The organism is Methanolinea sp., assembly GCA_030055515.1.
GTDB lineage: Archaea > Halobacteriota > Methanomicrobia > Methanomicrobiales > Methanospirillaceae > Methanolinea_A.
The window spans coordinates 553980-575065 of sequence record JASFYI010000001.1 but is presented as its reverse complement, the minus strand read 5'-3'; the positions used below and the strand labels follow the sequence as shown (position 1 = coordinate 575065).

General features: G+C 64.4%; 16 protein-coding genes. 11 read left to right on the top strand and 5 right to left on the bottom strand.

All coding sequences use genetic code 11. The features are described from left to right. Positions 1–76 precede the first annotated feature (76 nt). The 6 genes from QFX32_03035 (at position 77) to QFX32_03010 (ending at position 9493) form a co-directional block, all read left to right on the top strand. Entirely contained in the window at positions 77–1135 is a 1059-nt protein-coding gene (locus tag QFX32_03035; GenBank protein MDI9633015.1) for a transposase, read from the top strand. A gap of 338 nt (positions 1136–1473) precedes the next feature. Beyond that, a complete protein-coding gene (locus QFX32_03030) occupies positions 1474–3240 on the top strand; it encodes a DUF3344 domain-containing protein (protein ID MDI9633014.1) in 1767 nt (588 codons plus the stop codon). After that, positions 3227–4213 carry a DUF3344 domain-containing protein gene (locus QFX32_03025; protein ID MDI9633013.1) on the top strand — a complete coding sequence of 329 codons (987 nt, stop codon included), beginning with the start codon at positions 3227–3229 and terminating at the stop codon, positions 4211–4213. Before QFX32_03030 ends, QFX32_03025 begins: the two co-directional genes overlap by 14 nt. Beyond that, positions 4210–4878 carry an ABC transporter ATP-binding protein gene (locus QFX32_03020; protein ID MDI9633012.1) on the top strand — a complete coding sequence of 223 codons (669 nt, stop codon included), beginning with the start codon at positions 4210–4212 and terminating at the stop codon, positions 4876–4878. The genes QFX32_03025 and QFX32_03020 overlap by 4 nt, the downstream gene beginning before the upstream one ends. Continuing rightward, a complete protein-coding gene (locus QFX32_03015) occupies positions 4875–6095 on the top strand; it encodes an ABC transporter permease (GenBank protein MDI9633011.1) in 1221 nt (406 codons plus the stop codon). Before QFX32_03020 ends, QFX32_03015 begins: the two co-directional genes overlap by 4 nt. Positions 6096–6100: 5 nt before the next feature. Next, positions 6101–9493 carry a DUF3344 domain-containing protein gene (locus QFX32_03010; GenBank protein MDI9633010.1) on the top strand — a complete coding sequence of 1131 codons (3393 nt, stop codon included), beginning with the start codon at positions 6101–6103 and terminating at the stop codon, positions 9491–9493. 184 nt (positions 9494–9677) lie between these two features. On the opposite strand, the gene QFX32_03005 is transcribed toward QFX32_03010, so the two are convergent. From QFX32_03005 to QFX32_02995, 3 genes are read right to left on the bottom strand one after another with little or no spacing between them, the layout of a single operon-like run. Beyond that, entirely contained in the window at positions 9678–10226 is a 549-nt protein-coding gene (locus QFX32_03005; GenBank protein MDI9633009.1) for a hypothetical protein, read from the bottom strand. 30 nt (positions 10227–10256) lie between these two features. Then, a complete protein-coding gene (locus QFX32_03000) occupies positions 10257–10982 on the bottom strand; it encodes an ABC transporter permease (GenBank protein MDI9633008.1) in 726 nt (241 codons plus the stop codon). Next, positions 10982–11938, bottom strand: coding sequence for an ATP-binding cassette domain-containing protein (locus tag QFX32_02995; GenBank protein MDI9633007.1), 957 nt, complete (start codon positions 11936–11938; stop codon positions 10982–10984). Before QFX32_02995 ends, QFX32_03000 begins: the two co-directional genes overlap by 1 nt. A 259-nt stretch (positions 11939–12197) precedes the next feature. On the opposite strand from QFX32_02995, the gene QFX32_02990 reads away from it, so the two are divergent. The 5 genes from QFX32_02990 to QFX32_02970 are packed head-to-tail and all read left to right on the top strand — an operon-like array spanning position 12198 to position 19528. Then, positions 12198–12719: a hypothetical protein gene (locus QFX32_02990; protein MDI9633006.1), complete on the top strand. Its 522-nt coding sequence runs from the start codon at positions 12198–12200 to the stop codon at positions 12717–12719. Next, entirely contained in the window at positions 12716–13924 is a 1209-nt protein-coding gene (locus tag QFX32_02985) for an ABC transporter substrate-binding protein (GenBank protein MDI9633005.1), read from the top strand. Before QFX32_02990 ends, QFX32_02985 begins: the two co-directional genes overlap by 4 nt. 8 nt (positions 13925–13932) lie before the next feature. Beyond that, a complete protein-coding gene (locus tag QFX32_02980) occupies positions 13933–15018 on the top strand; it encodes an iron ABC transporter permease (GenBank protein ID MDI9633004.1) in 1086 nt (361 codons plus the stop codon). After that, complete coding sequence (locus tag QFX32_02975) at positions 15015–15785, top strand: ABC transporter ATP-binding protein (GenBank protein ID MDI9633003.1); 771 nt, start codon at positions 15015–15017, stop codon at positions 15783–15785. Before QFX32_02980 ends, QFX32_02975 begins: the two co-directional genes overlap by 4 nt. Further along, positions 15782–19528, top strand: a complete 3747-nt coding sequence (locus QFX32_02970) for a cobaltochelatase subunit CobN (GenBank protein MDI9633002.1) — start codon at positions 15782–15784, stop codon at positions 19526–19528. Before QFX32_02975 ends, QFX32_02970 begins: the two co-directional genes overlap by 4 nt. Positions 19529–19566: 38 nt before the next feature. On the opposite strand, the gene pyrI is transcribed toward QFX32_02970, so the two are convergent. Then, on the bottom strand, positions 19567–20037 hold the full coding sequence (pyrI, locus tag QFX32_02965) for an aspartate carbamoyltransferase regulatory subunit (GenBank protein MDI9633001.1): 471 nt from the start codon (positions 20035–20037) through the stop codon (positions 19567–19569). Then, the gene (gene pyrB / locus QFX32_02960; GenBank protein ID MDI9633000.1) at positions 20034–20930 is read right to left on the bottom strand and encodes an aspartate carbamoyltransferase; all 897 of its coding nucleotides are present in this window, start codon (positions 20928–20930) and stop codon (positions 20034–20036) included. The genes pyrI and pyrB overlap by 4 nt, the downstream gene beginning before the upstream one ends. Between the last annotated feature and the right edge of the window lie 156 nt (positions 20931–21086).

Here is a 21086-nt window from a genome sequence, read left to right as displayed (position 1 = left end):
CCCTAAATCGAAAAATACGCAAGATTAAATCGTAAAATTGATCGTACTCGGAGGGGAATACATATTTGGTGATAAGATGCATCCCCCTCTGGTAGGGGATCGCAAGGACCCAAAATGGTTTCTCCTCGAACGAGTCCTGGAACTCATCACCAGTCGTCCCGCCCAACAGGTATTTGCGAGAAATGAGATTGAGCCCATTCCCGCAACTTTAGATGCAATCGCGATTGTTCTCACCGCGATGTTCTTCTCTTGTGATTGTTCCTTTGTCATCCAGGAATTGGTAAATCGCAGGAGACTCCGTAAATTCCTGGACATTCGCACGATTCCCACGGTCGATTCAGTCTATAAAACACTGAGCAGGTTCGATGAAACCCAGTTCATCTCCCTCGTGAACGGGATCCTCAATTCCTGTTGCACGAGGAGGAGGAGACGAGGGTGGAACACGTTTATCGTGGATGCAACCGCGATTACCCTCGATTTGAACTGGTTCAGGAAAAAGTATACGAAGAAACAGCTGGAGAATAGGGACTACGCGTGGGGGTATTGTCCCACCCACGGCCACTATATCGGCTACAAACTCACTCTCGCACTCGATGCACATTCCCTGCGGCCGGTCTGTTTCCTGCTCCATCCGGGATCTCCCCACGACTCCACCATTTTCCGGGAGATCGTGAGTGAATTGAAAAGGCGCAGAATCGTTCGGATTGGAGATACAGTCGTTTTCGACAAGGGATACGACGCGTACGATAACTACGTGGAGGGAATCTTCGCGTTCAGCATCGTCCCGATGATTTTTACAAAGAAGAACTTTTCATTGTCCAAACTGCTCAGGAAACTCAATTTTCCCCTCTGGATTTTCGGGAGGTCTGATACGAAACAGCTCTTCCAGAGATACACTTCCCTGGCACGCCGGTTGGTGATGTACCTCCGCGACGAGATCCAACTCGTGGAGAAGAGATCCCTCATCGAGGATGTCTTTAAAATGGCGAAAAATGCATTCGGTTTGAAGAGGATCCACAAGTATACGACGCGATCTGTGAAAAAGACGGTCTGCCTGAATGTACTTTTACTCGGACTCGTAATTTCTCTGGGATTTGGAGATAAGATTCAATTACAACGGTTGGCTGAATGGTGATTTGGGGAGGGGGTTATATCCCTTCTCCTGTATAAATATTTATCATGGACCCAAGGCGCCGCTGTCGGGATCGGCAGGCGCGGGAAAGACGGCTCCTGCGGGATTCGGCGCGGATGCAGTGCGGGGGCAGCGGCACGAGGTGGACCCGCGGTGCACATTTTTGGAAGTGGCGGGATGACGGGGACCGACCCGGGAGGGATAAAACCCGGAAATGCAATCTATTTATGAAATAAAATAAAGTGAATATTTCTCTTTATAAAATCATACCCAAGGTGTATTGCAGTATTTTTAATAGCAACTCCCCCCAATTCTCTCGCATGTCTCGTCGTTCCAGTCCGGTGCGGGGAGCACTCGTTGTTCTCCTCGTCACCCTCGTCCTCCCGTGTTCTGCAGTGTACGACTTCGAGGGACTTCCCTTCAGGACGGTAGCCCGGGGGGAGGTGGCAGGCAATGTGATCGTCGCGGGAAACTACGGATTGACCGCCCCTCCCGCGGAATGCACGGTCACACTCGACAGCGCCCCGAGGTGGGCGAGGATTTACTGCGGTGTCTGGGGTGGCACGGAGCGGTACACGGGATGGGCCCGGATCACCGTGAACGGCAGGACGCTGGAACAGATCCCCCTCTACGGGCAGGACGACCGGTCCGAGGGGGTGTACTGCAGCGGGCACGGCGTGTACTGGATCGCGCGGGACGCGACGGCACTCTTGAGACAGGGGGAGAACACGATCGGCGTCGCGACGAGCAGGGGTGAAGCAGGGAGCAAGATCGACGGCAGGGTCTTCTGCGTGGCGGTCGTCGCGGTGGTCGAAGCGGACGGCGGGGACGCGACACGGTACATTGTCCTCGAAGGGAACGAGAACCTCCACGGCGAGGGCTGGTCCGGCACGAACCCGACGCGGAAGGACAGGGTGGAGATCCCCCTGGAAGGGATGCCGGCTAGCGGGGTGCGGTGGGCAAACCTCTCGGTCATACTCGTCGCGACGAACCGCGGCCAGCCCGATTACGTTGCCTTCAACGGCGTGGACCTCGGCGTCCCTCCCCCCGCGGGAATCCTCCCTGCCGGAACCCGTGACATCGGGAACGAGCAGTCAATGGACGCGTGCGGGGGAGAGGGATTTTCGTCCCGGTACGTCGACGTGGAAACATTCGACGTGGCCAGCCTCCTGCGGGAGGACAACCTCCTCACCTTCGAGCGCGGGCGTGATACCGACGGGGACGGCACCATCATGACATCGGGTGCGGCGCCCGAGGGAGAGGATTACATCCACCCGTGCCTCGCGGTCCTCGCGGTGGGGAGGGAGGGACCAGTGTCACCGCCGTCACTCGCGTTCAGCTCGCTCGAGGTGAGGAATGCGTACGCGGGGGAGAGGGCGGAGATAACGGCAGAGATATGGAACGCCGGCGGCAGCCCGGGAGGCCCGGTGGAGGTCACTTTCCTCGTCGACGGGACGCGTGCGGGGACTGCGCGTGCCACCCTCTCGCCGGCAGGGAGGGCGGATGTCGCGTTCCCGTGGGATGCAGCGGAGGGAGTGCACACAATCGCCCTCGAGGCAACGGCACCCGGCGCGGCCCCGGCGTACGCGCAGAAGACGGTGAAGGTCGGGACACCCGCGGACCTCGCCGTCTCCCTCGGCCAGCCGGTGCGCAGGGAGAATGCGGCGGCAGCCCGTCCAACCTCGCCCTTCCCCGTCACCGCGCTCGCCGGCGGGGCAGCAATCGGACTATGGCTCTGCACCCGGCGCGGACGCCCTGTCCCACTCCTCGTCGCGGTCGCGACCGTGGCAGTCCTCGTCCCCGTGCCGGCAGCGTGGGCCGCACCGGCGGGCGGAAGCCCGCTCGTCGAGTACATCCTCCCTGTCGAGATCAGGAACACAGGGGGGAGTGATTCCCCACCGTTCTCGGTCACTGTCACCCTCGACGGGGAGAGGGTCGCGAAGTGGACGGTCGCCGGGATCCCGTCGGGAGGCACGGTGCGGGAGGCGATTACGATCCACGCGGTCCCGGGCCGGCATTCACTCGTGGTGATCGCCGACGAGGAGGAGCGCGTCGCAGAGAGGAACAGGGAGAACAACAGGATCGAAGGGACGTATGAATTCCCGTGAAATACTCCTCTTTCTCCTCCTGCTCCTCCTCGCTCCGCCCTGCGCCATCCCCGTCGCAGCGAGCTACGCAGGCGATCGGCCGCTCACCCTCGTCTTCCGCGACACGTTTCCGGGAGGCTTTGCGTTCTCGCAGGGGGACGGGGGGTACAGCGGGTCCATCGGGCCCGGAGAGGCGTACATGGCCTCCGTCTCCCGCTCCATCCCGGGTGGTGCCCTTGTGCGGTTCGAGCGCCTCTACGTGTACTGGACGTGGAGCAGGATCGACAGCGAAGCCGCGTACCCCACGATGGAAGTCCGGATGGGGGGGAGGGGAGGTGTCCCGCTCACCCTCTCCGCGCGGTACGCCGATTCGAAGGGATTCGCGAGCAGGAACGATTTCTTCTCCGGCACGGACAGTTATATCCTGCCAGTGCGGGTTTCCGGTAATTTCACCGTGTGCATCGTGAACACCGCGGGGGACGGGAGGACGTTTGCGGTGCAGGGGATCGCACTCCTCACGGTGTACGAAGAGCCATCCGGGGAGCAGACTGCCCTCTGGGTCGCGGAGGGGGCCGACCTCCTCTACAGGAGCTACGGGATTCCGCCCGCGCTCGCGACCACGAGGGTGGACTTCCCCGGGAGGGTGGATATCCCACGAGTCCGATCCGCACGCCTCCTCCTCGTCGCGCCGTCCGCGGGGTTTTCCCGCGAGGATGTCCCCGAGATGAACATTCTCATGCTGAACACGCCGGGCCGCGGCGATCTTCCCCCCCTTTTTAGACACGTGGTGCGAATCCTCTTCCCCCGGTACGGCGGCCGGTCGTGGAGCGATGTCTTCGTGGCAGACGAGGAGCGCCAGGTCGGAACCGCGCAGCTCGAGGTCAGGCAGTACCTCAAGTACTCAGACAATCACGTGGAGGTCCGGGACAACGGTGATTACCTCATGCTCTCAAACGCGGTCCTCTCGGTGACGTACGGGGAGGGGGAGGGATGACACCCCCCGTCGTCGAGGCCCGCTCCCTCTCCCGCTCTTACCCCGGCGGGATAGAGGCGCTGCGCGGTGTCAGTCTTGCGGTGGAAGAGGGCGAATTCGTCGCGGTCGTGGGGAGGAGCGGGAGTGGAAAGAGCACACTCCTAAATATCATCGGCGGGCTCGATGCACCGACTGCCGGATCTGTCCTCATCAGGGGACGACCTCTCGATTTCTCTGACAGGAGGGCCCTCGTCGCGCACAGGAGGGGGATGGTCGGGTTCGTCTTCCAGCAGTATAACCTCATCCCCACGCTCACGGCCCTTGAGAACGTCGAGTTCCCCCTCGTATTCTCCGGAGTTCCACCCGTGGAGAGGCGGAGGAGGGCAGGAGAGCTCCTCGCCATTGTGGGGCTCTCCGGGAGGGCGTCCCATTACCCGGACCAGCTCTCCGGTGGCGAGCAGCAGAGGGTGGCGATCGCCCGTGCCCTCGTCTCCGGCGCACCCCTCCTCCTCGCCGACGAGCCGACGGGGAACCTCGACTCATCGACGAGCGAGGAAATTTTCTCGCTCCTCCGCCGCCTGAATCTCGAGGAGGGGGTATCGGTAATCCTCGTGACACACGAGCGCGAGTTCATGCCGTACGCAGACAGGGGCGTCGAGCTCCGGGACGGGAGGGTGGTCGCGTGATCTCCCGGATCCCCGAGTTCATCCGGCTCGCGTCCCGCCAAATCTCGCGCCGGAAGCTCCGCGTTGCCCTCACGGTTGCAGGCATCGCCGTGGGGGTCGCGGCACTCGTGGGGACTGTCGCGCTCGGCGAGGGGATACGGGCGCAGGCGGTCGCGGCGATCAGGGCGCAGGCAGATCTCACCCTCCTTGAGGCCGTCCCGGGAGTGGAGGGGAACGTCGTGCAGCTCGTCACGCCCACGAGGGCATCGGCCGTCGGGGCCATCCCCGGCGTCTCAGCCTCTGCCCCGCTCGTCAGGGGTACTTTCTCGACGAGGGGGCAGACGTACGTGCAGGTCGTGGGACTGCCCCCGGAAGCGCTCGGACCGGTCCTCCTCGCCCGGTACCAGAAAGGGAATGGTTTTTCCAATTCCTCCGACGGTGTCGTCCTCGGTGCATCGCTCGCCCGCAAACTCCAGCGGTACGAGGGTGTGCGCCTCGGCGATCCCCTCGTCCTCGTCAAGAGGACGTACGACGCGGCGGGCCGCCCGTCCGACAAGGAGTTCCGCGTCGTCCCGGTCGGGATAATGGAGGAACGTGGTGACGGGTTCGACGAGGCCCTCCTCATGGACCTCTCGCTCGCCGTTGCGCTCGGGGGAGAAGAGAGCGGGTACAGCGGTGTCCTCGTGAGGACGGATGGTTTCGAGCGCGTGTTTTCGGTCGCAGAGGGCGTCCGGGCACTTGGCCTTTCGCCCCGCGGCCCGTTCGAGCAGGTAGAGGCAGTCAACCGCCTGATGGACACGGGTGTCGCTTTCCTCTCGCTCTTCGCGGGGCTCTCCCTCCTCGTCGGGGGACTGATGATCGCGAGCACGATGATCACGTCCGTCTACGAGAGGACGAGGGAGATAGGAATCGCGATGGCGGTCGGGGCATCAGGGGAGGACATCATGGGGATGTTCCTCGTGGAATGCGCGCTCATCGGCTGCATCGGGGGACTCTGCGGTGACCTGCTCGGTATCGCCTTTGCATTCGCGATGAACACGGTCGGCGGTCCGTTCATCGCGTCGCGGTTCGGCGACGCGTTCGCCGGGCTCCTCGACAGGGAGATCGCACTCGTGACGTGGCCCCTCCTCGCGTGGGGCCTTGCCCTCGCCGTGGTCCTCTCCCTCGTCGCGGGCCTTTACCCCGCGTGGAAGGCGTCCCGTCTCAATCCCGTGGATGCAATCCGGTCGGGGAGGTAGGGAGAATGGAAAAAAGTTCGTTCCCGCGCGCACTCGCCGCCGCGACCATCATCGTGGTGGCCTGCATCGTCCCGTCGTGGGCAGATCCCTACCTGGGTGGGATCCCACTCGAGACAGTGAAGGGAGGACTGGTGACGGGAGGGGTGTATACCGGGAGCGAGTTTCCCATGGCAACGACAGGGACGGCAACGTTCGTCCTCCCGGATCACACCGCCGTGCTGTGGGCGCGCCTCTACGTCGTCGTCTACTGCGGGCACATGCAGAAGAACTATCCGGTGCAGGCAGATATCGAATTCAATGGGGGGAAGGGCTCCACGAGGCTTGCCACGGAGATCCTCAGCACTCCCTACTCATTCCCGGGGGAGGGGGGGGTCGGCCCCGTCCGGATCAGCGATCACGCAAACCGCGTCACGAGCGACTACCTCCTGTGGTACGACGTCGCGGACCGGATACACGGGAAGAATATTGTGGTCAGGGTCAAAACGTCGCGGCCACCGGGGTACACCGGTCCTTTCGATGGAAGGGTGAAGGCAATCGTCCTCGTTGCCGCGTACGACGACGGGGACCAGGATGAAGTGCACTACTGGGTCAATCAGGGTCACGATACGGACAGTGAACTCTCGGAGGAGAACCTCGGCGAATCGTACGTCGGGGAGACGACCTTTCCCACGGGGGTCCTCAAAGAAGAGTGTGAAAAGGCCGAGCTTTCCGTCGTTTACCTCGCGAGCAGCAACGCGGAGTACAGTTTCTGCGGAGATACCCTTCCGGGCGGGAGACCCCAGAGTCCCTACGCGGGAGTGGACCGGCACGACGTCACCGAGAGTATCCGGAAGGGGAGGGACTCGGACCTGACGTACGACAATACCGCGAGGTTTTTCAAGATCATCCTCGCAGTCCTCTCTGCAAGGATTCCCGGGGACGAGACAGGGACTCTTTCGGTGACGTCCGACCCGCCGGGCGCGCGGATCATCATCGACGGGGAAGAAAAGGGGGAAAGGACGAACGCGACGATTCCGGGAATCCCCGCGGGAAACCACGTCGTGGAGGTGAGAAGGGAAGGGTACCTCGCGCCCGGCCTGCGGGCCGTCCTCGTGGCGGCAGGTGAAACGGCGGCGCTCCATTTCTCCCTCCGCCCGGGAGAAGCCGGGACGGGAACCGCAGGTGTTCCGGGAAACGGGACACTCGCCGATGGGGTGGACCATCCCCTGTCCGCCGGGCAGCGTTCCGGGTACAGGGGATCGGAGCTCGCCCTTTACCGTTCGGGAACCCACCGCGGGACGATCTTCCTCTCGGCCTCGGGGGAATATACCGGGATGATCCCCTCCGGCACGGAGTGGACATTCCCCCCCCTCGACCCGTTACCTGCCGGCGGGGAGATCGTCCACCCGAGGCTCTACCTCTACACGACGTGGAGCCACGAGACGGGGACGAGAAAGGGTGTCCCCGCTCGCCCTGTGGTCACGTGGAACGGGCGTGTGCTCGCGCCTGATGCCGTCTACACGGATTCGAAAGGCGAGGGCACGTACGACTATCCTGTCCAGACCTTCGCCTTCGACCTCGGGGGGATCGCCGGCCCCGGCGAGGTGGGGGTCGTCGCCGTCAGGAACGGCGGTGAAGAGGGCAGGGAATTTGCAGCGTACGGTGTCGTCCTCGTCGCGCTCGTCGGGAACCCGCGGGCGCCGGAAGTCTCGTACTGGATCTGCGAGGGTGCTGACATCGTCTTCGCCGAACAAAGATCGGGGATCGCGGGGGACGAAGCGGTCACCACTGCCCGTTTCCCCGGCGAAGTGGACGCCGCGCGGGTCGACCACGCGCGCCTCGTCCTCGTGAGTACCGCGGCATCCGGCGAGGGGGATGACCGGAACGCGGCCCGTTTCAACACGGGGGAGTGGGAAAACCCTCTCTCGGGAGGGTCCTCGGGGATCAGTATCGCCGATCTCGACGTCACGCAGTGGGTGAGAGAGAGGGACAATACCGCGGAGGTCGCGAGTATCCCCGTGAGAGACAGGGGAGACTACATGGAGAACAGGAATGCGGTCCTCATCGTCACGTACGGGGATAGGGCCGTTTCAACCCGCAGTGGGGACGCGTACGCAAGAGACAACGTGCCTCCTCCCCACGGGGCGAGGACCTCCCAGAACCTTTCCCGGGCAGGGGAACGGCATGGGTTCCTCGGAACCCTCATCGAGGGTGTCTTCTCGGCCATCTTCACGCTCCTTGGAGTCCCTCACCCAGCAGGAGGAGGAATCCAACCCGGGCCCCGCGGACCTCCTCCGGCTGCCCCGGAGCCCGAAGGAATCGTTCTCGAGGAGGGACTTGGCGGGGGAGGGGACACTCACCCCCGCACCGAACCGGGCGCTCCGGGTGCTGCAGGCGAACCCCGGGGAGGAGACGGGGAGGACTCGAGCCCCGGCGGGCGAGGGACAGGTGAAGGCACGGGAAGCGGGCTGGAAACACCCGGAGACCTGGTCCCCGGCGGGGAAGAGAAGCGCGCGACGGGGGGTATCTACGTCACGTCGTACCCGCGTGGCGCGACCGTCTCCATCGACGGGAGGAGAGTCCTCGCAAGGACGCCCGTGGTGGCGAACTGGCTGAAAACCGGGATGCACACCGTCCGCGTTGAGCTCGAGGAGGCGACTTTCTCCCCCGAGAGCAGGCAGGTATGGGTCAGCGCCGGCGAGATCACGCCCGTCCAGTTCTCGACCGGTGGAACGTTCTCCCGGACCATCACGTTCAATTCTTCGGACTTCGCAGGTGCCCTCCTCTCGGTCAACGGGATAGGTCCCCTCCTCCCCCTCCCCGCGAGGGTCACGGTCGAGGGGCACACGCCATTCGTGACGGCTATCTCCGACGGGAAATTTTACTCCGTACCGGTCCCCCCCTCGGTCCCGGACGGTTCATTCTTCACTCTCGCGCGGGCGGGCGAGGCATCCGGCGCGATCATGGTCACCTCGTCTCCCCCCGGCGCCCGCATCGTGGTCGACGGTTTTTCCACGGGCACGTGCACGCCCGCGGTGGTGGGCAACCTCTCTCCCGGCCAGCACCGCGTGACGGTCTCCCTCCCCGGGTTCGTCCCGGCCGGGAAAGTCGTGACGCTCGTCGACTTCCCCCGCGAACCGGTCGACATGACAGTCGACTTCGTCCTCCAGCCTTACCCGTGGGGGAACCTGACGATAGAGAGTCACCCGCAGGGAGCCCGGGTATACGTATTCGGGAAGGACACGGGCAAGGAGACCCCGGCCCGCTTCGACTTCCTCCAGATCGGCACGGTGAAGGGGAAACTCCGCTGGGAGGATGCCGAGAAGGAGTTCGAGGGGGAGGTCCTCCCCGGGAGGGATGTCGTGATCCGCGTGCAGGGTCCGGCCGGGATGACACCCCCCGCCCCGCGGAGGAACTGACAGTCCGGAAAACGAGGGGGAAAGGCAGGCGTGGTATCCCTCGAGTCGCGGAGTGCGGCTGCCTTTCCGTGGCCAGTGCAAAAAAAACGTGAACGAGAGAATGGGTGAAAGGTTTCTAGTGGGGGATCTCTCCCCCACGAGGGGACGGGCAGTATGGCTTTACCGGCGGATTTTTTCCTTCCTTTCAAAATTCCTCGAGGATGCCGTACCCCCACCGGCGAAGGATCTCTGCCCCCCGCTGATGGCCGATCTCGGGGCACACGAGTCCCCTCTCCTCGAGGAAACGCGCGGCCATTACCGGCGATACGGGAACGAAGCGATCCTTCTCGCCCGGATTCACCGACCAGTAGTGGAGATAGTAGAGAGGAGTCATCCCCTTTCTCTTGTGCGCATAGAGGTCTTTTCCACGGGAATAGGCGCTCCCGGGAGGACCGCGTGGCGCCCAGTAGAGGCATCGGTCTTTCTTTATGTCGAGTGTGGAACCACCCTTCAGAGTTGTTCCCGGCATCACGGTTCCCCCTCCTTCCAACGATTCATTGACCATGAGGCGGCAGAGTCCCCGGTCCCCCGGGGATCCTCCTGCCTTTGGCAGGATGTCAGGCGACTGATATCCGCCGTACCAGTATGGAATGGATGTAGTAATAAATTTTTTTATATTTTTGTTATTAGGTATGATATTAAATACCTTTATTCTGACTACCCCGGGCGACAACTGCGGGACAGTGGCATCCACGCGGGGAGGAAGGAAGGAGGTCGTCTCCCCTCATATGGTGATGGTGCGGAACTTGTGGATGCAGAACCCGACGACGAGGACGGCGAGGAGAGCGAGCGCGCCGATGCGCGTCCATGCAATCGCCCCCCCTTGGAGAGACCGGATCGCGTCGATCGCGAAGCTCACGGGGTTCCAGTACGCGAGCATCGAGAGCCACGGGGGCATGACGTCGTAGGGCATGAGCGCACTGCTCGTGAAGAAGAGGGGCATGCTCACCATCGCGTTGAACGCGGCGTAGGAGTCGTGGTCAGAGAGGTAGAGCGCGATCGTCGTCGAGAACGCGGAGAGGAGTATCCCGAAGAGCGCGAGGATACCGTACGAGAGGAGGATTCCCGCGGGGGAGAGGAGGGAAGCGCCGAGCACCCACGCGAGCACGAGGATGACCGTCGCCTGGATGAGCCCGCGGGTGGTGATGAAGAGGATCTTCCCGAGGAGGATGCTCTCGCGGGACGAGGGGAGCGCGAGGAACTTGTTGAGGAACCCGAGGATCTTGTCGAAGATGAGGAGCGAGCCCCCCTGAAGGGAAGCGCCGAGCATCGTGAGGACGAGTATCCCGGGGGTGATGAAGTCGATGTAATGCTCGGAGAAAGTCGTCGGGAGCGCGAGGCCGACGAAGACGAGCCAGGCAGCGGGCATGATGAGTGCAGAGACGACCGAGATCCTTCCCCTCACCCACCGGAGCATGTCGCGCTCGAAGTAGTAGATGATATCCTTCATCATCTCCTCCGCAGAATCGTCCTGAAGCGGTGGTCGTCGAAGCCGTAGCCGTCCTCCCGCGTCCCCACGAGGGCGAGGAAAACGTCATCGAGCGTGGGCTCGCGGAGGCTGAGCGAGTGGACCTTGTGCCCCCGGCCCTCGAGCCACCGGAAGAGCTCGGGGAGTTTCTCCGACCCGTGGTCCGTGGAGAAGACGACCTCGCCACCCTCCCTCTCCCCGAGGATCTCTATCCCCGGGGGGGGATCCCCCGCGACTCTCCCCGTGACCCGCGCGCTTATGATGCCTTTCCCGATGCGGGCCCGGAGTGAGGGAGGCGAGTCCACGGCGACGACCCGGCCGCGGTCGAGGATCGCAACGCGGTCGCAGGATGCATCGGCCTCGTCCATGTAGTGCGTCGTCACGAAGATCGTCATCCCCCGTGACCTGAGTGCCTTGATATGCTCCCAGATCTTTCTCCTCGCCGCGACGTCCAGTCCTATCGTGGGCTCGTCGAGGAAGAGGACCTTGGGCTCGTGGACGAGCGCCTGGGCGAGCTCGAGGCGGCGGCGCATGCCGCCGGAGTACGTCTTGACGAGGTCGTCTGCCCGCTCCGAGAGGTCCATCATCTCGAGGACCCTGTCGATCGCCTCGTCACGACGCGAAATCCCGTAGAGCTTCGCGAAGAGGGCGACATTCTCCCTGCCGGTCAGCTTGATGTCGACAGCCATCTCCTGGGGGACGTAGCTTATCTGTCTCCGGACCTCCCGCGCCTCTTCCCGCACGTCGTACCCGCACACCCGTGCGTGCCCGCGCGTGGGCTCTAGAAGCGTCGTCAGCATGAGTACCGTGGTCGTCTTCCCGCTCCCGTTCGGTCCGAGGAGCCCGAATATCTCGTTTCCCACGGAGAGGTCGAGGTCGTCGACGGCGCAGAGATCCCCATAGTACTTCGTGAGCCCTGAAGTCTCGATGGGAACCATGCGTCCTCCTTCCCCCGCGAGTGGATACGAAGAGAGTCTCCCCCTCCATGGAGATAGTATTTCCGAACAGGGGTGCACGAGGCAACGGGGATGGTTTTCTGCACCGCGTCGGGCAGGGGTCACTGACACCCTGACAGGAATTAATCACAAGAATTAATACAAAATTATTATTTTGACATACTTTCCACTCAGCAAGAAATATCTGTGAAGACAATGTAAAACCATTACACTTTTGTGTAGTACAAGAACATATCTAGCCATGGCGCGCTGGTCAGCGGGGACAGTCCTCACGGCGGTTGTGTTCCTCCTCTTCGTCCCGCAGGCGTGTGCCCTGACCGTCGAGAGAACGGTGGCCGACGAGGGGAATGCCACGTACAGGGTCACACTCATCCTGTCGGACGAGACAGTTGCAGGAATCGCGGAATTCCTCCCGGACGGCTGCGAGGTACTCGGTGTCTCCCTCCCTCCGGACCAGTACAGGGAGAGGGGGAAGACACTATTCCTCGTTGCGCTCGTCGAGCGGAACGTGACGTACGTGCTTGCGGCAGCGGAGAATCCCGAGAGAGCCCTCAGCGGGTCGTGGACCGACTTCGAGACGGGAGAGACGGGCAGCGTCATACCGGCGGGCAGTGTGCAGCCCCATGACACCCCGGCACCGGGAGAGGGGGACCGCGATTCCACCCGCAAATCGAGTCCGGTGCTCGCGGGGTCCCTCGCGGCCGTGGCGTGTGCACTCGGAGTCGCGGGGAAGATACGCGGGGGGAGGCGTGGTATCCCGTGAAAGCAACAGTACTCGCCCTCTGTCTCCTGCTCACCCTGCTCCTCGGGTGTTCACACGTCTCCGCGGGTCTCCCGTTGGACACGGACGGTGACGGCGCGATCTCGCGCGGCGAGATCTCTGCCCGCATCCTCGACACGATGGAATCGGGAACCCCGGTCTCCGGCAGCGATTTCGATGACCTCCGCGATGCCGCGTGGATCTTCCTCCACTGGGGCGGCAGGGAGAGGACAGTGACTGATTCAGCGGGGAGGACGGTCACCCTCTCCCGTCCGCTCCGGAGAATCATCGTCATGAACGGGGAGACACTCGAGACGATGCGGGCGCTCTCCGTCGGCAGGGATGTCGTCGTGGCCGTCGACAAGTACAACGCCCAGAAACCCGAGTTTTTCCCCGAGTACGCCGGGTACCCGTCCGTCGGCTCGATCTGGGCACCTGACCTCGAGAAGATAGTCTCCCTGCAGCCCGACGCGCTCTTCCTGTATGCTTCCGTGAGCACGGCCGAGTGCGACGAGATAGAAAAGAGGGTGAGGACTTCGCTCCCCCGGGCGCACGTCTTCCGGTTCGACTGCTACCGCCCGGAGACGTACCTCGAGGATGCCCGGAATATCGCCCTCATCTTCGGGAAGGAAGCGGAATTCGACCAGCTCGACAGGTTCTACACCTCCGCACTCGCGGGCGTGAGGGACGCGGTCGGGTCAGAGCCGCCCGTCCCCGTCTACATCGAGACGTGGAACGACTACAAGAGCGCGGGACCCGGGTCAGGGTACCACGTCAAGGTGGCGATGGCCGGGGGCGCGAACATATTCTCGGACAGCCAGTCCGAGTACCCCGAGGTCGACCCGGAATCCATCGTCGCGCGGCGGCCGCACGTTGTCGTGAAACTCGCGGGGTCCGGGAAGTACGTGTTCGGGGGGTACTCCGGCCAGAACGCCACGCGGTTTGCAGACATCCACAGGGCCCTCCTCGCGAGGCCGGGGTGGAATGACCTGCCTGCCGCGAGGGAAGGGAGGATTTACATCCTCCACAACGCGATCCTCGGCGGACCCCAGTACATCATCGGGGTCACCTACATGGCACGGTGGTTCCACCCGGCGAGTGCGGGGAGACTCGACCCCGCCGGGCTCCACCGCGAGTACCTGGTGAGGTTCCAGAAACTCGACCCCGCGCTCGCGCGGCCAGATCTGTTCGTGTATCCCGCGGACTGAGTACTCCCATGAACCAAGGAGAGGCGGAAACGATGGGAAAAGGGGAGAAGGGGCTGATCCACGCATTCCGCAGCGTGCAGGCCCGGAGGGTCCTCTTCATCGTCGCCCTCATCCTCGTCACCTTCCTCCTCTCCCTCGTCGCGGTGACGACCGGTTCTGCGGGGTTCGGGATAGGGGACGTGGCAGGAGCGATCGCGTCGAGGTTCGCGCCCGCAGCCTTCGAATCCAACCCCGTGGTATCCACCATCGTCTGGGACCTCCGGCTCCACCGCGTCCTCTTTGCCATCGTGGCGGGATTCGGCCTTGCGACCGCCGGGGCCGTCATGCAGGGGGTCCTGCGGAATCCCCTCGCGAGCCCCTTCACCCTCGGGATCGCCTCCGCCGCATCGTTCGGCGCGGCCCTCGCGATCGTGGTGCTCCCCGCGGTGGTCTACTCCGACACCCTCGTGGTCGCGAGCGCGTTCTCGATGAGTGTGCTCGCGGCAGGGGCGATCTACGGGCTCTCGAGGTACCGGGGGATATCCTCCGAGAGCATGGTCCTCGCGGGCATCATCATCATGTACCTCTTCGGCGCGATGACATCCTTCCTCCAGTACATGGGATCGACAGAGCAGCTCCAGGCGGTCGTCTTCTGGATGTTCGGGAGCCTCCAGCGGACGTCGTGGGAGAAGCTCGCGCTCGTGACGCTCGTCGTCGGTGCCATCACCCCCCTCCTCGTGTGGAGGTCGTGGGACCTCAATTCCCTCTCCATGGGGGACCACGTCGCCCACAGCCTCGGCGTGAAGGTGGAGCACACGAGGACGTTCTACATGGTCGCTGCCTCGCTCGTCACGGCGTCCGTGATCTCCTTCACGGGGACCATCGGCTTCATCGGCCTCGTTTCACCCCACATCACCCGGCTCGCCATCGGCGGCGACCACCGGTACCTCATCGTTGCGTCCGGGCTCGTGGGATCGCTCATCCTCCTCTCGTCCGACACGCTCGGGAGGACCATCCTCGCCCCCCAGATCATCCCGGTCGGGATCATGACATCATTCATCGGCATCCCGTTCTTCCTCTACCTCTTCGTGCGCAGGAAGGAGGAGTACTGGTGAGGCTCGAAGTCGAAAACCTGTCCTTCTCTTACGGCGAGAGGCAGGTCCTCATTGGAATCGACCTTGCGGTCCGCGACGGGGAGATCGTGGGAGTCCTCGGGCCGAACGGGAGCGGGAAGACGACCCTGATCAAGTGCATCGATTACATCCTCGCCCCCGTGGGGAAGGTCACGCTCGACGGGAAGGACGTCTCCTCGATGGGACCGGTGGAACGTGCGCGGCTGATCGCCTACGTACCCCAGGCGTTCTCCGTCGGGATGGCGATGACGGTCTTCGAGGCTGTCCTGATGGGGAGGCGGCCCTACGTCTCGTGGGGGGTCGCGGACCGGGACATCGAGGTCGTCACCTCGACGATGGCGAGCCTCGGGCTCCAGGACCTCGCGTTCCGGAAGGTGACGCAGATAAGTGGCGGGGAGCGGCAGAAGGTGACGATCGCGCGGGCGCTCGTGCAGGAACCCGCCCTCCTCCTCCTCGACGAACCCACGAGCGCCCTTGACCTCCGCCACCAGCTCGAGATCATGGCGATACTCAGGTCGCGCGCGAAGAAAGGGGAGATGGGTGTCCTGATGGCCATCCACGACCTCAACATCGCGGCCCGTTGCTGCGACAGGGTGATTCTCCTGAAGGACGGCCGCATCTTGGGGGACGGCCCGCCGGAAGAGATACTCACAGGGGAGACAATAAGGGATGTCTACGGCGTGAGGGTCGCGACCGCGAAGGTGGACGGGATCCCCGTCATCGTCCCCGTGGAACCCGTGGGAGCGTGAGAAAGGTGCGCGTTTCGGCCATCGTCTGGGGGAGCGAACTCCCGCTGCTCCGCGAGGCTGCCGAGAGGGAGGGGGTCGCGCTGAACGCGTGGGCGACGTTCCGGTTGCGGGATGGAGAGGTCCTCTCCGCCTGCATCGATTCGCTCGCCGGCTCGGACGTCATCCTCCTCCACCCGACGCAGGACAGCTACTGGGACACGGTCGTCGCCGCCCTCCCCGAGGGTGTCCCCGTCATCTCGTTCGGGCAGGATCCCTCCCTCTGGCGCGTCTCAAACCAGCCCCCGGCGGTCGTCGCGAGGGTGAGCGCGTACTTCTCGTGCGGCGGCGAGGGAAACATGGTCAACCTCCTCCGGTACCTCGCCTCGGAGGTCCTCGGCAGGCAAATCTCCTTCGCGGAACCCTCGCCGGAGCTCTGGGAGGGCGCGTACCATCCCGATGCCCCCCGCGTCTTCTCCTCTGCCGACGAGTACTGGGCGTGGAGGGGGAGGCACCACGCGCACGCGGTCGGGATCCTCTTCTCCCGCATCTACTGGGCAAACGGGGATCTCGCCGTGGTCGACGGGCTCATCAGGGAACTCGAACGTGACTGCGATGTCATCGCCGTCTTCTCGCCCGGGACCGGCGATGCCGCGGTCGGTATCCGGGATTCGACTGCCGTCATCAGGGATTACTTCAGGGGGGTCGACCTCCTCGTCTGCCTCCAGTCTTCTGCCCTCTCCCACGACGCCGCGGAACCCGAGAGGGTCTTTGCGGAACTGGATGTCCCCGTCATCCACCCACTCGTCGTCTACTACAGGACAGGAGATGAGTGGAGGGAGAAGCAGGACGGCCTCTCCAGCACGGAACTCGCGTGGTCCGTGATCCTCCCGGAGATGTACGGGATGACGGGGATGATCCCGGTAGGGTGCGCGAGGGGGGACGGGCCGGAGGGTTCCGGGCAGGAATGGCACGACCCCATCCCCGAGAGGGTCCGCACCCTCGCCGCGCGCGCGAGGGCCATCCTGAGGCTGCGGGAGAAGCCCAACAGCGAAAAGAGGGTAGCCTTCGTCCTGAACAGCTCTGCCTGTGCCTCGGTCGAGGCGAACGTGGGCGCGGCAGCGCACCTCGATGCCCTCGAGTCGGTGGCGCGGATCCTCGCGCGGATGAGGGAGGAAGGGTACTTTGTGGAAGTGCCAAATAGCGGGGAGGAACTCGCCCGGACCATCCTCGGCCGGAGGGCGATCAACGAGTTCCGCTGGACCACGGTGGAGGACATCGTCGCGAGGGGCGGCGCGCTCGGGTTCGTCGACCTCGAAACGTACCGGGAGTGGTTCTCCGAGCTCCCGCCCGCACTCCGGGACCGGGTGAGGGAGGCGTGGGGCGAGCCCCCTGGCGAGTGGAAAAACGGCGTCCCGCCCGCGATGGTCCACGGGGGACGGATCGTCATCCCCGGGGTCCGGCTCGGGAACGCGGTCGTCTGCACCCAGCCGAAGAGGGGCTGCGCAGGGTCCCGCTGCGACGGGCAGGTCTGCCGCATCCTCCACGATCCCGCCGTCCCCCCACCGCACCACTACCTCGCGGTGTACCGCTACCTCGAGCGCGTGTTCCGGGCAGACGTCATCGTCCACGTCGGCACGCACGGGACGCTCGAGTTCCTGCCGGGGAAGTCGGTTGCCCTCTCCGCGGAGTGCCTCCCGGACGCGGTCCTCGGCAGCGTCCCGCTCCTCTACGTCTACAACTCGGACAACCCGTCCGAGGGGACGATCGCGAAGCGGAGGGCACACGCGACCCTCGTGGACCACCTCCAGACGGTCATGGCCCCCACGAGTCCCTACGGGGTACTCAAGCAGCTCGAGGAGCTCGCGGACGCCTACAGGAAATACCGCGACACGGACGGGGCAAGAGCGCACGCCCTTTCGCACCAGATCCTCGACCTCGTCCGGAAGGAAGGGCTCGCGGCCGAGATCGGACTCGGAGATCCCTCCGCGGCGGGAGCCTCCGTGGACGATATCCTCCCCGGGCTGGACCGTCTCCTCTCCGGGATCTACTCGACCCGGATCCCCGAGGGCATGCACGTGTTCGGGACGGTACCGGAGGGGGCAAAGAGGGCACGGTTCATCGCGTCCATTCTCGACCACGACGGCCACCTCCGTGACCTCGTCGCGCGCCTCATGGGCCTCGATATGCGCGTGTCCCCCTCGGAGACGGCGCTCATCGGAGTCATCGATAGGTACGCGGTGGAACTCGTCGCGGCGCTGCTCGGTGGAAAAGACCCCGCGGCCGCCGCGGCCCACGCTCTCGGGGAGAGGCTCGCGGAGACAGACGTGGACGGGCTGTCCCGGCTCGCGGGGGAGGTGCGCGACCTCTCATGGCGACTCGAGCTCTCGGATGAGGCGGGGAGCCTCCTTTCCGGCATGGCGGGGAAGTACGTGAGGCCCGGGCCATCCGGCCTCCTCTCCCGGGGGAAGATCGAGATCCTCCCCACGGGGCGGAATTTCTACTCCATCGACCCTTCGGCCGTCCCCACCGAGGCCGCGTGGAAGGTCGGGTCCCGCCTCGCGGACCTCCTCGTGGAAAAGTACAGGGAGGAACACGGCACGTACCCGCGGAACGTCGCGCTCGTCTGGATGGCATCGGACATCATGTGGGCCGAGGGCGAGCAGATGGCACAGGCCCTCGCCCTCGTCGGTGCGGAACCGTCCTACGAGGGCGGGAGGCTGAAGGGGTTCAGGGTGGTCCCGCTGGAGCGCCTCGGCAGGCCCCGCATCGGCATCACGGTCCGCGTCTCCGGCATCCTCCGGGACTGCTTCTTCGGGTGCATCGAGGCACTCGACGACGTGGTGAGGGAGATCTCGTCACTCGACGAGCCCCCCGAGTGGAACTACCTCCGGGCCGTCACGCCGGCCGGCACGCACGTCCCCCGCATATTCGGTGCCCCGAGGGGGACGTACGGGATGGGCGTGAACCTCGCAGTCTACGCGTCGGCGTGGGAGTCGACGGCAGACCTCTCGGACGTGTTCATCTACTGGAACGGGCACTCCTACGGCAGGGGGAGGTTCGGCGAACCGGCGAGGGAGGACCTCGTCTCCCAGCTCTCGACCGTGGATGCCACGTTCTCGAAGGTCGTTACCGACGAGTACGACCTCCTCGGGTGCTGCTGCTACTTCGCGTCGCACGGGGGCATGACGGCGGCAGCGAGGGATGTGTCGGGCAAGGACGTCCCCGCGTACTATGGCGATACGCGGGACACATCACGCGTGGAAGTCCGGACGCTCGCGGAGGAGATAAGGCGCGTGGTGCGGACCAAGCTCCTCAATCCCCAGTACATCGAGGGGTTGAAGGCCCACGGGTACGCGGGCGCCGCGGAACTCTCCCGCCGCACGGGAAGGGTTTTCGGGTGGGACGCGACGACGGGGGAGGTCGACGACCGGATCTTCGACGATATTGCCCGGACGTTCCTCCTCGACCGCGAGAACAGGGAGTTCTTCAGGGAACACAACATCTGGGCGATGGAGGAGATGGCACGCCGGCTCCTCGAGGCCCACGCGCGGGGCATGTGGGACGCCGATCCCGCGGTGATCGGGAAGGTGAGGGAGATCTACCTCGAGATCGAGGGGGACCTCGAGGAGGACTCGAGGGAATCGCGCGGCGACCGGCAGGGGGGCGCGGTCACGCCGGTCATCCCCGACGAGGTGAGGGCGTGGAAGGAGGCGGTGGCCCACCTCGCGGGGAAAACGAGGGGCCCGCGGCGGGGAGGGGTGTAGGGAGGGCCTGCCGGGCTCATCCCCCCCGTGCCCCGGGGTCAGATGATGTGGCTCGTGATGTCCTTCGTGATGAGCCAGTCGCAGTAGAGACACCGGAGCCCGTTTTTCTGGACGAGGAAGCAGGAACGGATGGGCTCGTTCGTGTTGGAGATGCAGCCCGGGTTAGGGCACCGGACGATCCCTATGACGCGGTCGGGGATGTCCACGCCCTTCTTCTCCCAGACCTTGTAGTTCCGGATGATGTTTATCGAGGCGCGGGGCGCGATGAGCGCGATGCGGTCGACTTCTTCCTTCCGCAGTTCCCTGTTCTTTATCTTGACGATGTCCTTCGTGCCCATCTTCTTGCTCTCGACGTTCGTCGCGACGGAGATAGACTCGGTGGTCGTCCCCGTGATCCCGATGATGCGCAGCACGTTGAGCGCCTCCCCCGCCGTGATGTGGTCGATGACGGTCCCGTTCTCGATCGGGCTTATGAGGAGACCGTCGCGCGCGTCTTTCTTCCGCGTCATCCCATCACCCGAAGGAGCATCGCCATCCTTACCGGGATGCCGTTTGCCGACTGCTCGAAGTAACGTGCGCACGGGAGGGAATCGACGCGCGGGTCGATCTCGTCCACGCGCGGGAGGGGGTGGAGCACGATGAAGTGGTCCCTCGTGCCGGAGAGGAGTTCCGGGGTCACGCGGTAACTCGAGGCGACCTTGAAGTAGGATGCAGCGTCCGGGAACCGTTCCCGCTGAATCCGGGTGACGTACAGCACGTCGAGGTCGCGGACGCACGTCGAGATATCGTCGTGCTCGACCACCTCCGTCCCCGCGTCCCGCAGCTCGCCCGCGAGCCCCGCGGGGAGCTCGAGCCCTTTCGGCGTGATGGTGTGGATGGTCACGTTGTACAGGGAGAGCGCGTGGGCGAGCGAGTGGGCCGTCCTCCCGTACCGCAGGTCGCCGAGGAGTCCCACGTGGATCCCCTCGAGCGGCATGGACTGCCGGATGGTGAAGAGGTCAAGGAGGGTCTGCGATGGGTGCTGCCCGGCCCCGTCCCCCGCGTTGATGACGGGGACCCGTGCAAACTCGCTCGCGAGGCGGGCAGCGCCCTCCTTGGGGTGGCGGAGGACTATCGCGTCCACGTACCCGCTCACGACCCTGATGGTGTCCGCGAGCGTCTCCCCCTTTGCCATCGAACTTGCCTCCACGCTGTCCATCGAGAGGAAGTCGCCCCCCAGCCGTGCCATGGCTGCGGCAAACGACATCCGCGTCCTCGTGCTCGGCTCGAAGAAGAGGAGCCCGAGTAACTTTCCCCTGAGCGCGGATGGATCGTACGACCCCGACTGGATCGCCGCAGCATCGTCGAGGATCGTCTCTATCTCTTCCTTGGAAAGATCCCTGACCGAGATGATGTGCCGCATCTTTCTCCCTAGACCCCCTTCCACGCGGGTGGGGCAGGAGGGGGCGTGACCGGCCGCGGGAAACACTCCTCTCCCCCTCCCTCTCCACCTTTCAATATGGAGGATAGGGAGGATAAACCCTCCCCCGCCGCGGGATTCGCCGGGATCCGTGCCCGC

Coding starts and splice junctions, on each gene's coding strand:
- QFX32_03025 (MDI9633013.1), top strand. CDS start 3,227: ATGAATTCCCGTGAAATACTCCTCTTTCTCCTCCTGCTCCTCCTCGCT.
- pyrI (MDI9633001.1), bottom strand. CDS start 20,037: ATGACGCGGAAGAAAGACGCGCGCGACGGTCTCCTCATAAGCCCGATC.
- QFX32_02980 (MDI9633004.1), top strand. CDS start 13,933: ATGAACCAAGGAGAGGCGGAAACGATGGGAAAAGGGGAGAAGGGGCTG.
- QFX32_03000 (MDI9633008.1), bottom strand. CDS start 10,982: ATGAAGGATATCATCTACTACTTCGAGCGCGACATGCTCCGGTGGGTG.
- pyrB (MDI9633000.1), bottom strand. CDS start 20,930: ATGCGGCACATCATCTCGGTCAGGGATCTTTCCAAGGAAGAGATAGAG.
- QFX32_03010 (MDI9633010.1), top strand. CDS start 6,101: ATGGAAAAAAGTTCGTTCCCGCGCGCACTCGCCGCCGCGACCATCATC.
- QFX32_02990 (MDI9633006.1), top strand. CDS start 12,198: ATGGCGCGCTGGTCAGCGGGGACAGTCCTCACGGCGGTTGTGTTCCTC.
- QFX32_02995 (MDI9633007.1), bottom strand. CDS start 11,938: ATGGTTCCCATCGAGACTTCAGGGCTCACGAAGTACTATGGGGATCTC.
- QFX32_03020 (MDI9633012.1), top strand. CDS start 4,210: ATGACACCCCCCGTCGTCGAGGCCCGCTCCCTCTCCCGCTCTTACCCC.
- QFX32_03035 (MDI9633015.1), top strand. CDS start 77: ATGCATCCCCCTCTGGTAGGGGATCGCAAGGACCCAAAATGGTTTCTC.